We start from the raw sequence: 12,005 nt of genomic DNA, 5'->3' as shown, positions 1-12,005 counted from the left end.
TCGCGCCGCGGACGCCCCCGCCGACCGGCCGGGCCGGGGAGCGCCCGGCCGGTCCGCACCGCCGTCCCGGTGCACCGCCGTCCCGGTGCACCGCCGTCCCGGTGCACCGCCGTCCCGGCACACCGTCGCCCGGACGGGCCGCCGCCCCCGGCCGCACGCACGCGCGGGGCGGCCCGGCGGAGCGCCGGACCGCCCCCGCGCCGTCCGCTCACAGCACGTCGGCGAGCTCCTGGAGCAGGCGCCGCTTCGGACGGGCGCCCACCAGCGACCGCACCGGCTCACCGCCGCGGAACACCATGAGCGTGGGCATCGACAGCACCCCGTACGCCGCCGTGGTCTCCGGGTTCTCGTCCACGTCCAGGACCGCCACCCGCAGCCGGCCCGCCTCCTCGCCGGCGATCTCCGTCAGGACCGGCGCCATCATCCGGCACGGCGCGCACCAGGCCGCCGTGAACTCCACCAGCACCGGCAGGTCCGACCCCAGCACCTCGGCGGCGAAGTCCGCGTCCACCACCGTCCGGACGGCGTCCTGCACCGCCCCCGCCGCCCCGTGCCCCGCCGCCCCGTGCCCCGCCGCCCCGTGCCCCGCCGTCCCGTGCCCTGCCTTCACGTGCCCTGCCTTCACGTGCACCATGTCCCGCTCCCGTCGTCGGCCCGTCGTCCTCAGTCGCCCGGGTGCGGAGCGAGTCCACACCGGGGCTCGGGTGCCGCGTGGGCGGAGTCGGCCACGGCCAGCTGGCGGCGCAGCCGCTCCCGGACGTCCCGGAGGCGGTCGATGCAGGCGTCCAGCTCGGCCAGCTTGCGCCGGTAGACCTCCAGCGACGCCGGGCAGGCGTCGCCCGCGTCGTGGCCCGCCCGCAGGCACTCCACGAACGGCCGGGTCTCCTCCAGGCCGAAGCCGAAGTCCAGCAGGGCGCGGATCTCCCGCACCTGCCGCAGGTCGTCCTCGTCGTACTCGCGGTACCCGTTGACGGCGCGCCGCGAGCCGATCAGTCCGCGCGACTCGTAGTACCGCAGCGTGCGGGTGGACGTGCCCGCCCGCGCCGCGAGCTCCCCGATCCGCATCGGCCGCTCCTCTCCGGCTGTGCCGTCGCACCGACGGTAGACCTTGACGTCGGCGTCAACGCCAGCCGGAGAGGAGGGATGCCCGGGACGGGCCCCGGGGGACGCCACGGGGGATGCCCCGGGAGGCGGCCTCAGAGGTGGCGCAGCAGCTCCCCCGGCTGCTCGACGCAGTCGGCGACGAACCGCAGGAAGCCGCCGGCCGTTCCGCCGTCGCAGACCCGGTGGTCGAAGGTGAAGGAGAGCTGGGTGACCTGCCGGACGGCGAGCTCCCCGCCGTGCACCCACGGCTTGGCGGCGACCCGGCCCACACCGAGCATGGCGGCCTCGGGGTGGTTGACGATCGGGGTGGAGCCGTCGACGCCGAAGACGCCGTAGTTGTTGAGGGTGAAGGTGCCGCCGGTGAGCTCGGCCGGGGTGAGGGTGCCCTCGCGGGCGGCCGCGGTCAGCCGGGCCATCTCGGCGGCGAGCTGCTCCGTGGTCATCCGGTGGGCGTCGCGGACCACCGGCACGACCAGGCCGCGCCCGGTCTGCGCCGCGAAGCCCAGGTGGACGGCGCGGTGGCGGCGGATCGCGGTCGGGGTGCCGTCGGGGTCGGTGACCACGCTCGCGTTGAGGTCGGGATGGCGGGCGAGGGCGGCGGTGCAGATGCGGGCGAGCAGCGGCAGCAGGCCGATCCGCGGTCCGGCGCCGGCGGCCAGCCGGTCCTTGAGGGCCAGCAGTTCCGTGGCGTCGGCGTCGACCCAGCAGGTGGCGTCGGGGATCTCCCGGCGGCTGCGGGACAGCTTCTCGGCGACCGTGCGGCGCAGGCCGCGCAGCGGGACGACCTCGTCGCCGTCGCCGTCGCCGGAGGCGGAGGCGGGGACGGGGACGGGGGCGGCGGGGGCGGCCGGGGACTGCGCGGCGGCCACGGCACGGGCCACGTCGGCGCGCAGGATGAGGCCGTCGGGCCCGCTGCCGGTGAGGGAGGCGAGGTCGATGCCGTGCTCGCGGGCGGTGCGGCGGACCAGCGGCGAGATCACCGGGACCGGACCGCTGCGCGCGGGCGCGGCGGGCGGCGCGGCCGGGGCGGGCGCGGCGGGCGGCCCGGCCGGGGCCGGGAGCGCCGCCGTCCGTACGGGCGCCGCGGGCGCGGCCGGGCGGACCCGGCGGCGCCGGGGCCCGCCGTGCCCCCCGGCGGTGCCGTAGCCGACCAGGACGTTGCCGGAGCCGTCCGCCCCGGAGCCGCTGCCCGACGACCCGCTGCCGTACGAGCCGTTCGCGGACGATCCGTTCGCGGAGGGGGAGGAGGAGCCGCCCTCCGGTGCGGCGACCGCCACGGTGACGAGCGGCGCCCCCACGGGCACCTCCTCGCCGGGCTCGCCGAAGCGGGCGGTGACCACGCCCCCGTACGGGCACGGCACCTCGACGGAGGCCTTGGCGGTCTCGACCTCGACCACCGGCTGGTCGACGGCGACGACCTCGCCGACCTCCACCATCCACCGGATGATCTCGGCCCCGGTCAGCCCCTCGCCCAGGTCGGGCAGGGTGAACTCGCGCACCACGGGCATCGGTTCAGTCCTCCCACTGCAGGCGGGCCAGCGCGTCGAGGATGCGGTCCACCCCGGGCAGGTGGTGGCGCTCCAGCATCGGCGGCGGGTACGGGATGTCGAAGCCGGTGACGCGCAGCACCGGCGCCTCCAGGTGGTGGAAGCAGCGCTCGGTGACGCGGGCGGCGATCTCCGCGCCCACCCCGGCGAAGCCGGACGCCTCGTGGACGACCACGGCGCGGCCGACGCCGCGGACGACCTCGCAGACCGTCGCGTCGTCGAACGGGACGAGGCTGCGCAGGTCGAGGACGCCGACGTCCCAGCCCTCGGCGGCGGCGGCCTCGGCGGCCTCCAGGCAGACCGGGAGGGAGGGGCCGTAGGTGATCAGCACGGCCGAGGTCCCGGGCCGGCGCAGCACCGCGCGGCCGAGGGGCTCGACGGCGGCGGGGGCCTCGGGGTTCCAGGCGGCCTTGGACCAGTACAGGCGCTTGGGCTCCAGCACCACGACCGGGTCGTCGGAGGCGATGGCGGCCCGCAGCAGCCCGTAGGCGTCCCCGACCGTGGCGGGGGTGACGACGTGCAGGCCGGGGGTGTGGACGTAGTACGCCTCGGAGGAGTCGCTGTGGTGCTCGACGCCGCCGATGCCGCCGCCGTAGGGGATGCGGATCGTGATCGGCAGCGGCATCCGCCCGGCGGTGCGGTTGCGCATCTTGGCGACGTGCGAGACGAGCTGCTCGAAGGCCGGGTAGGCGAAGGCGTCGAACTGCATCTCGACGACGGGCCGCAGCCCGTACATGGCCATGCCCACGGCGGTGCCGAGGATGCCGGCCTCGGCGAGGGGGGTGTCGGTGCAGCGGTCGTCGCCGAACTCGGCGGCCAGGCCGTCGGTGATGCGGAAGACGCCGCCGAGGGTGCCGACGTCCTCGCCGAGGACGTGGACGGCGGGGTCGTCGCGCAGAGCGTGCCGCAGCGCGGTGTTGAAGGCCTGCGCCATGGTGGCCGCGGGGGCGGCGGGCGCGGGCGCGGTTCCGGCGGCGGTCGGGGCGGTCGTCATCGGGCCACTGCCTCGGCGTCGAGTTCGGCGGCGAGCTGGTCGGCCTGCTCGCGCAGCTGGGGGGTGGGTTCGGCGTAGACGTGGGCGAAGAGGGACATCGGGTCGAGCTTCGGCTCGGCGTGGAACTCCTCGCGCATCCGGGCGGCCAGCTCCTCGGCGGCGTCGGCGGCCTGCCGCACCGCCTCGTCGTCGAGCAGCCCGGCGTCGCGGAGGTGGCGCTCCATCAGGGCGACCGGGTCGTGCGCGCGCCAGGCGGCGACCTCGTCGTCGCCGCGGTAGCGGCCGGCGTCGTCGGCGTTGGTGTGCGGGTCGAGGCGGTAGGTGACGGCCTCCACCAGCACGGGGCCGCGGCCGGAGCGGGCGTGCTCGACGGCCTCGGCGAGGACGGTGTGGACGGCGGCGGCGTCGTTGCCGTCGACCAGGCGGCCGGGGACGCCGTAGCCGACGGCCTTGTGGGCGAGGGTGGGCGCGGCGGACTGCTTGGCGAGCGGCACGGAGATGGCGTAGCCGTTGTTCTGCACGAGGAAGACGACGGGGGCGTTCAGCACCGCGGCGAAGTTGAGCGCCTCGTGGAAGTCGCCCTCGCTGGTGCCGCCGTCGCCGACCATGGCGAGGGCGACCACGTCGTCGCCGCGCAGCCGGGCGGCGTGGGCGAGGCCGACGGCGTGCGGGAGCTGGGTGGCGAGGGGGGTGGAGAGGGGGGCGGTGCGCCACCGGACCGGGTCCCAGCCGCTGTGGGCGTCGCCGCGCAGGAGGGTCAGCGCCTCCAGGGGGTCCACGCCGCGGGAGACGACGGCGAGGGTGTCGCGGTAGCTGGGGAAGAGCCAGTCGTCCTCGCGGAGCACGGCCGCGGCGGCGACCTCGCAGGCCTCCTGGCCGGTGGAGGCGGGGTAGACGGCGAGCCGGCCCTGCTTGGTGAGGGTGGTGGCCTGCTGGTTGTACCGGCGGCCCGCGACCAGGCGCCGGTACAGGCCGCGCAGCAGCTCCGGGTCGAGGGAGGAGGCGGCGGGGGTGCCGAGGGCGCGCACCGGCGCCGGGTCGGGCAGGAGCGGCGCCGGGTCGGTGCGGGGGGCCTGCGCGCCGGGGTGCCACGGGGGCGGCGCGGGGTGCGCCCGGCCGGGGCCGGCGGCGTCCGGCTGCTGGTCCAGGACGGTCATCTTCGAGCACCTCCATGGGGGTGGGGAGGTCACGCGGGGGGCATCTGTGGTGCCGGAGGGACGGCGGCTGCCGCGAGTGGCGCAGGTCACGCCTTCTTCCCTACCGATTGTTCGGTCGTGTGTTCACTTTGGCCACAGAGCTGCGCAAGTGGTGGACAAACGGCCGAGCAGGCGGTCGACTGGGGGCAGGACGTCCATATCGGGAGGGCAGTGGGACATGCCCGCTGAACAGATGGCCGGAGCCGGCGGTACGGCTCCGGAGCGCAGGGGAGGGGCCCCGGGGGGCCCGCACCACGACCCGCAGCCGGAGCGCGGGGCGCCCGGCCCGCCCGCGGCCGCCGGGAACGGCTCCGCCGGGTCGGGCGGCAGGGGACTGGACCGGATCGACCGCGCCATCCTGCGGCTGCTGCAGCGGGACGGCCGGGCGTCGATACGGTCGGTCGCCGAACGGGTCCACGTGTCCCGGGCGAACGCCTACGCCCGGATCGCGCGGATGGTGGAGGACGGGGTGATCCGCGGCTTCACCGCCCGGGTCGACCACGAGCGGGCCGGGCACGGCGCCTCCGCCTACGTCACCCTGAAGATCGTGCAGAACTCCTGGCGCACGGTGCGCGAACAGCTGCTGGCCCTGCCGGGCGTGGAGCACATCGCCCTGGTGAGCGGGGAGTTCGACGTGCTGCTGCTGGTGCACACGGTGGACAACCGGGCGCTGCGCGAGCTGGTGCTGGGGCGCATCCAGAGCCTGCCCGCGGTGCTGGGCACCCAGACGCTGCTGGTCTTCGACGAGACCGACCAGGCGCCGGAGCTGCCGGACTGAGAGGACTGTCCGGACCGGCGGACCGGGCGGGCGGACCGGGCGGGCGGGCGGCCGCGCGACGTGCCGGGGCCCCGGGCCGGCGCGCGGCGGCGCCCCGGGCCCGGGCCTCAGCCCTTGCTGCGCAGGCCGCCGAAGGCGAGCCGGACCACGGCCTCCACGATGCGGTCGGCGGCGTCGTCGCCGTCCCCGGGGGTCCCGGCCTGCGGTCCGCCGACCGGGTGGTACCACTCCACGATCGAGTTGATCATGCCGAAGAGGAGCCGGGTCGCCAGCCGGGGCGCCACGTCGCCGCGCAGGTCGCCGTCGTCCGCCGCGGCCCGCACCAGCTCCGCGACCCGGTGGTCGAACTCGCGCCGCCGCCCCAGCGCCCACTGCTCGGCGGCGGTGTTGCCGCGCACCCGCAGCAGCAGCGTCACGTACGGCAGCTCCGCGAGGAGCACCTCGGCGGTGCGGCGCACCACGTGCTCCAGCCGCTCGACGGGCCGCCCCTCCAGCGCCCCCGGCTCGTCGAGGATCGCGAAGAGGCCGTCCAGCGCCCGGCCGACGGCAAGGCGCAGCAGCTCCTCCTTGCCGCGCACGTGGTGGTAGATCGACGACTTGGAGATGCCGGCCGCGCGGGAGAGGTCCTCCATCGACGTGCCGTCGTAGCCGCGGGTGTTGAAGACCTCGACGGTGACCGCGAGCAGCGACTCGACGGTGTAGCTGTCGCGGCGGGCGGCGGCGGGCGGCGTGTTGGCGACCATGGACACGAGTATCCACCGGCGGGGCGGGCTCCTCCGCCCGGACCTCGGGATCCGCCGTGATCCGCCGGGATCCGCGCCGCGACCCCTCTTGTACCGACCGATCATTCGGTTACGCTGAGGCGCGGACAAGCTCCGCCCCCACCCTCCCAGCAGAGGAGCGCACACCATGGCAGCAGCGGACCGCAGCCCCGAGCCGGCCGGCCCGGCCCTCGCCGGACTGGTCGAACGGCACCGGGAGACCCTCGACAAGGCGACCGCGGCGCTCGCCGCCCGGGACTACTGGTCGCCCTACCCGGAGTTCCCCAAGGCGTACGGCGAGACCGCGGCCGCCGACGGGAAGGCCGCCTTCGACGCGCTCCTCGGCAGGCCCTTCGAGCTGGACCAGCCGGGCACCGACGGCGAGGCGGGCGGCGAGACGTCCCCGTACGGGCCGCAGCTCGGCATCACCTACCCGCACGCGGACCCGGAGGCGCTGGTCGCCGCCGCCCGCGCGGCCCTGCCCGGCTGGGCCGCCGCCGGTCCGCTCGCCCGGGCGGCCGTCTGCCTGGAGGTCCTGGCCCGGATCAACGCCCGGTCCCACGAGTTCGCCCAGGCCGTGATGCACACCACCGGCCAGGCCTACGGCATGGCCTTCCAGGCCGGCGGCCCGCACGCCCAGGACCGCGGCCTGGAGGCGGTGGCCCACGCGTACGCCGAGCAGACCCGGCTGCCCCGGCAGGCCCGCTGGACCAAGCCGCAGGGCAGGCGCGACCCGCTGGTGATGGAGAAGACCTCCACCGCCGTGCCGCGCGGCGTCGCCCTGCTGGTGGGCTGCAACACCTTCCCCACCTGGAACGGCTACCCCGGCCTGTTCGCCTCGCTGGCCACCGGCAACCCGGTGGTCGTCAAGCCGCACCCGCGGGCCGTGCTGCCGCTGGCGCTCACCGTCCGCATCGCCCGCGAGGTGCTCGCCGAGGCCGGCTTCGACCCGGACACGGTCGTCCTCGCCGCCGAGCGGGAGGGCGAGGGCCTGGCCAAGACCCTGGCCGTCCACCCCGAGGTGCGGATCGTCGACTACACCGGCTCCAGCGCCTTCGGCGAGTGGCTGGAGGCCAACGCCGTCCAGGCCCGCGTCTACACCGAGAAGGCCGGCGTCAACACCGCCGTCCTGGAGTCCACCGACGACTACGCCGGGATGCTCGGCAACCTCGCCTTCTCGCTCTCCCTCTACAGCGGCCAGATGTGCACCACCCCGCAGAACCTGCTGGTCCCGCGCGGCGGCATCGACACCGACCAGGGCCACAGGTCCTTCGACGAGGTCGTCGCCGACCTGGCGGCCGCGGTCGGGAAGCTGCTCGGCGACGACGCCCGCGCGGCCGCGATCCTCGGCGCGGTGGTCAACCCGGGCGTGGCCGAGCGCATCGGCCGGGCCGCCGAGGGCGCGTACGGCGAACTGGCCCTCGCCCCGCGCGAGGTGGCCGTGCCCGACTTCCCCGACGCGGTGGTGCGCACCCCGGCGCTGGTCAGGGCCGACGCCGCCAAGCCGGACGACGCCGCGGCGTTCCTCGGCGAGTGCTTCGGCCCGGTCTCCTTCGTGGTAGCGGTCGACTCCGCCGCCGACGCCGTGGAGCTGCTGCGCCGCACGGTGAAGGAGAAGGGCGCCATGACGGCCGCGGCGTGGACCACCTCCGAGGAGGTGGAGGCGGCGCTGGTCGACGCCTGCCTGGACGCGGGGGTCTCGCTCTCGCTCAACCTGACGGGCGGGGTGTACGCGAACCAGACCGCGGCCTTCTCCGACCTGCACGGCACCGGCGCCAACCCGGCGGCGAACGCGGCGTACTGCGACGCCGCGTTCGTCGCCGACCGGTTCCGCACGGTGCAGGTCCGCCGGCACGTCTGACCCGGCCGCCCGGCGCCTTTCCCTGACACACCGTCAGGACCGGCGCCGGGCGTCGCGGCGCGGGTGGAAGACCCACACCCGCATCAGCACGAACCGCACCAGGGTGGCGAGCGCGTTGGCCGCCACCAGGGCGCCGAGCTCGACCCCGTGGGAGGCGCCGGGGGCGGCCGCGCCCACCGCGGCGACGGCGGCGCTGCTCAGCGCGAGGCCGACCAGGAAGGCGACGCCGCCCTCGACCTGGTGGCGCAGCGCGTCCCGGGTGCCGGTGACGCCGAAGGTGAAGCGGCGGTTGGCGGCGGTGTTGGCGACGGCGGTGGCGGCGAGCGCCAGCGCGTTGGCGGCCAGCGCGGGGACGGCCTGACGCAGCGCCAGGTACAGCAGGGCGTACGCCAGGGTGGAGAGCGCCCCCACGACGGCGAAGCTCGCCAGCTGCCAGGGAAGGCCCGGCGGCATCCTCGCCGCCCGCACGCGCGGCGGCACCGGAAGACGGGCCGCGCCCGACAGCGAGCGGCGGGCCACCCGCGCCATCCCCTTCAGGTCGTCGACCGCCGTGCGGACGACGTCCACCCGGCTGTCGGGGTCGTCCACCCAGTCCACCGGCACCTCGTGGATGCGCAGCCCGGACCGTTCCGCGAGCAGCAGCAGCTCGGTGTCGAAGAACCAGGCCTCGTCCTCCACCTCGGCCAGCAGCGCCCGGACGACGTCGGCCCGGCCCGCCTTGAAACCGCACTGGGCGTCGGAGAACTTCGCCGCCATGGTCGCCCTCAGCAGCACGTTGTAGGTGCGCGACACGAACTCCCGCCGGGGACCGCGCACCACCGCCGAGCCCCGGTGCAGCCGGCTGCCGATCGCCAGGTCGCTGTGGCCGGAGAGGAGCGGGGCGACCAGCGGCAGGAACGCCTCCAGGCCGGTGGAGAGGTCCACGTCCATGTACGCGACGACGTCGGCGTCGCTGGCGCCCCACACGTGGCGCAGCGCCCGGCCGCGCCCCTTCAGGTCCAGGTGGACGGCCTCCACCCCGGGCAGCTCCGCGGCGAGGGCGGCGGCGGCCCGCCAGGTGCCGTCGGTGGAGGCGTTGTCGGCGACGGTGATCCGGAACCGGTACGGGAAGGTCTCGGCGAGGTAGGCGTGCAGGCGGCGGACGCTGCGCTCCAGCACGTGCTCCTCGTTGTGCACGGGGACGACCACCTCGACCAGCCTGGTCGTGACGGCGCCGGAGGCGGCGCCGTCGGCGGCGCCGGAGGGGACCGCGCCGGGGGGAGCCGCCTCGGGGGGCGGGGGGGTGTCGGGGGCGGGGGTCGCGCCGGGGGCGGGGGGCCGGTCCTGGCCGCGGGTCGCTGTCTGGCTCATGGCAGCGAGGCTCGCGGGCACGGATGGGGCGGGGATGACACGCGTCTGAGAGCTTCCTGAGAAGTGCGGCGGCCCGGTGCGCCGCACCGGCCGGCGGGTGGTTGACGGACCCGGGACGGCGCCCTACCTTTAATTCAACAGACGTTGAATACGCGGACCCGGCGGTCCGCGGCCTCCAGGGGGCGGTCATGCGGCACCACACCGGAACCACCGGCAGCACGGACACCACCGGCAGCACCGGCACCACCGCCGACGTGATCGTGGTCGGCGCGGGACCGACCGGCCTGCTGCTCGCGGGCGACCTCGCCGAGGCGGGCGTCCGCACCACCGTGCTGGAGCGCCGCTCCGCGGAGTCGAACCTCACCCGCGCCTTCGCCGTGCACGCGAGGACCCTGGAGGAGCTCGACGCCCGCAGCGTCGCGGACGACCTCCTCGCCGAGGGCGCCCGGCTCCCCTCGCTGCGCGCCTTCGGCCGGCTCCGCATCGACCTCTCCCGCCTGCGGACCCGCTTCCCGTTCGTCCTGGTCACCCCCCAGTACCGCACCGAGGAGGTGCTCCGCCGCCGCGCCGAGGCCGCCGGGGCCCGCATCCTGCGCGGCGCCGAGGTCGTCGGCCTGCGCCAGGACGCCGACGGCGTCGAACTGGACGTCCGCCACAGCGGCGGCGACGACGACGGCGGCGGCGACGGCCGGGTGGCCGTCCACCGGGCCCGGTACGCGGTCGGCACCGACGGCGTGCACAGCACGGTGCGGCGGCTGCTCGGCCTGCCCTACCCCGGCGTCTCGGCGGTCCGCTCGGTGATGCTGGCCGACGTGCGTCTCGACCGCACCCCGGACGAGGTCCTCACCGTCGGCGCGACCGGCGCCGGCTTCGGCTTCCTCGCCCCGTTCGGCGACGGCTGGTACCGGGTCATCGCCTGGGACCGGGCCCGGCAGCCGCCCGACGACGCACCCGTCGACCCCGACGAGCTCCGGGACGTCCTGCGGCGCACCCTCGGCGACGACTTCGGCATGCACGACCCCCGCTGGACCTCCCGCTTCCACAGCGACGAGCGCCAGGTCCCGGCCTACCGCAGCGGTCGGGTGCTGCTCGCCGGCGACGCCGCCCACTGCCACTCCCCCGCGGGCGGCCAGGGCATGAACACCGGCCTCCAGGACGCCGCCAACCTCGGCTGGAAGCTCGCCGCCGCCGTCCGCGGCCACGCCCCCGACGGGCTGCTCGACACCTACCAGGCCGAGCGCCACCCCGTCGGCGCCGCCGTGCTGCGCACCTCCGGCGCGCTCGTCCGGGTCGCCACCGGCCGGAGCCCCCTCACCCGCGCCGCACGGACCGCCGCCGGGCGCCTCGGCGGCCTCGGCCCGCTGACCCGCCGGGCCGCGCTCACGGTGTCCGGGCTGGGCATCGCGTACCCGGCGCCGCGGGGCGCCCACCGGCTCGCGGGGCGCCGCATCCCCGACCTGCGCCTGACGGCGGACGGGGCGGGGGCGCCCGGGCGGCTGTACGAGGCCCTGCGCGGCGGCCGGTTCGTCCTGGTCGGCGGCCCGGCCGGGGCCGCGGCGCCCTGGGGCGGACGGGTCGTGGCCGCCGCACCGGCCGGGGACCCGGGCGCCGCCCTGCTCGTCCGGCCCGACGGCTACGCCGCCTGGGCCGCCGAGCGGCCGTCCGCGGCGGACGTCCGGGCCGCCCTCGGCGCGTGGCTCGGCGCACCGGCGAAGGACTGACGGCGGGAGGCCGCGGACAGGGGACGCAGGGGCGGCCCGCAGGGGGACCACCGGCAGGGGACGGCCGGCAGGGGACGGCGGGCAGGCGGCCCGCCCGGGTGCGGGCGGGCCGCCGCTACGAGCCGCCCCGGGTGCGGGCGTAGTGGCGGGACGCCTTGGCGCGGTTGCCGCAGGTGGCCATGGAGTGCCAGCGGCGGCGGCCGTTCTGCGAGTCGTCGTAGAAGAAGAGGACGCAGTCCGGGTGCGCGCAGCTGCGGATCCGGTCGGGGTTGCGGCGCAGCAGCCCGAGGTAGTCGTCGGCGGCCAGCCAGGCGGCCAGCCAGGCGGGGTTCCCGACCTCGACGGCCTCGGCCGGGCCGGCGGCGGTGAGCTCGCGGCGGATCCGGCCGTGGTCCAGCACCTCGTTGAGCGCCGCCACCGCCTCGGGCGCGGGGGACGCCGGCTCGGCGGCGGCCGCGGCGATCGCCTCGCGGGCGATGCGGGTGGCGGCGAGGGAGACCGCGTCGGCGGGGCAGCGGCCGGCCAGTCCGGCGGAGGAGAGCCAGACCTCGTACCCGGCCCGGTCCCTGAGCAGGTCGCGGGGTTCGGCGACGCCCCAGCGGGTGTTCAGCAGGTCGAGGGAGAGCGGGCCGCCGGTCAGCGGGCGGGGGTCGCGCGGGTCGGGGGCGGGGCTGCTCATGGGGAGAGTGTAGT

Annotated in this window: 11 protein-coding genes; 3 read left to right on the top strand and 8 right to left on the bottom strand. The window is 77.0% G+C overall.

Annotated elements, in window-relative coordinates:
- Window positions 1-208 precede the first annotated feature (208 nt).
- From trxA to pdhA, 5 genes are all read right to left on the bottom strand, one after another.
- Window positions 209-535 (bottom strand): thioredoxin, encoded by a 327-nt coding sequence (trxA, locus tag ACFY07_RS10035; protein WP_230649189.1) that lies wholly within the window; start codon window positions 533-535, stop codon window positions 209-211.
- A 128-nt stretch (window positions 536-663) separates the two neighbouring features.
- Window positions 664-1,065, bottom strand: coding sequence for a MerR family transcriptional regulator (locus tag ACFY07_RS10030; RefSeq protein ID WP_230649188.1), 402 nt, complete (start codon window positions 1,063-1,065; stop codon window positions 664-666).
- A gap of 131 nt (window positions 1,066-1,196) precedes the next feature.
- Window positions 1,197-2,612, bottom strand: coding sequence for a dihydrolipoamide acetyltransferase family protein (locus ACFY07_RS10025; protein WP_390868214.1), 1,416 nt, complete (start codon window positions 2,610-2,612; stop codon window positions 1,197-1,199).
- Window positions 2,613-2,616: 4 nt separating this feature from the next.
- Window positions 2,617-3,645 carry an alpha-ketoacid dehydrogenase subunit beta gene (locus tag ACFY07_RS10020; RefSeq protein WP_390868213.1) on the bottom strand — a complete coding sequence of 343 codons (1,029 nt, stop codon included), beginning with the start codon at window positions 3,643-3,645 and terminating at the stop codon, window positions 2,617-2,619.
- Window positions 3,642-4,802 carry a pyruvate dehydrogenase (acetyl-transferring) E1 component subunit alpha gene (pdhA, locus tag ACFY07_RS10015; protein ID WP_390868212.1) on the bottom strand — a complete coding sequence of 387 codons (1,161 nt, stop codon included), beginning with the start codon at window positions 4,800-4,802 and terminating at the stop codon, window positions 3,642-3,644. Before pdhA ends, ACFY07_RS10020 begins: the two co-directional genes overlap by 4 nt.
- Window positions 4,803-5,019: 217 nt before the next feature.
- Between pdhA and ACFY07_RS10010 the strand changes: the two genes are divergently transcribed.
- Window positions 5,020-5,619 (top strand): Lrp/AsnC family transcriptional regulator, encoded by a 600-nt coding sequence (locus ACFY07_RS10010; protein WP_390868211.1) that lies wholly within the window; start codon window positions 5,020-5,022, stop codon window positions 5,617-5,619.
- A gap of 107 nt (window positions 5,620-5,726) precedes the next feature.
- On the opposite strand, the gene ACFY07_RS10005 is transcribed toward ACFY07_RS10010, so the two are convergent.
- Window positions 5,727-6,362, bottom strand: a complete 636-nt coding sequence (locus tag ACFY07_RS10005) for a TetR/AcrR family transcriptional regulator (protein ID WP_230649183.1) — start codon at window positions 6,360-6,362, stop codon at window positions 5,727-5,729.
- 166 nt (window positions 6,363-6,528) lie between these two features.
- Here ACFY07_RS10005 and paaN point away from each other — a divergent pair, with 166 nt between their 5' ends.
- Window positions 6,529-8,241 carry a phenylacetic acid degradation protein PaaN gene (gene paaN, locus ACFY07_RS10000; RefSeq protein ID WP_390868210.1) on the top strand — a complete coding sequence of 571 codons (1,713 nt, stop codon included), beginning with the start codon at window positions 6,529-6,531 and terminating at the stop codon, window positions 8,239-8,241.
- Between the two features lie 33 nt (window positions 8,242-8,274).
- Here paaN and ACFY07_RS09995 read toward each other — a convergent pair whose 3' ends face one another.
- Window positions 8,275-9,591 (bottom strand): glycosyltransferase, encoded by a 1,317-nt coding sequence (locus ACFY07_RS09995; RefSeq protein ID WP_390868209.1) that lies wholly within the window; start codon window positions 9,589-9,591, stop codon window positions 8,275-8,277.
- A 188-nt stretch (window positions 9,592-9,779) separates the two neighbouring features.
- On the opposite strand from ACFY07_RS09995, the gene ACFY07_RS09990 reads away from it, so the two are divergent.
- A complete protein-coding gene (locus ACFY07_RS09990; RefSeq protein ID WP_390868208.1) occupies window positions 9,780-11,312 on the top strand; it encodes an FAD-dependent monooxygenase in 1,533 nt (510 codons plus the stop codon).
- Window positions 11,313-11,427: 115 nt separating this feature from the next.
- Here the strand turns inward: ACFY07_RS09990 and ACFY07_RS09985 are convergent, their stop codons facing one another.
- Window positions 11,428-11,991, bottom strand: coding sequence for a CGNR zinc finger domain-containing protein (locus tag ACFY07_RS09985; protein WP_390868207.1), 564 nt, complete (start codon window positions 11,989-11,991; stop codon window positions 11,428-11,430).
- Between the last annotated feature and the right edge of the window lie 14 nt (window positions 11,992-12,005).

The organism is Streptomyces sp. NPDC001380 (assembly GCF_042895785.1).
Classification (GTDB): Bacteria; Actinomycetota; Actinomycetes; order Streptomycetales; family Streptomycetaceae; genus Peterkaempfera.
This window is presented reverse-complemented; position numbering and strand designations above follow the sequence as displayed.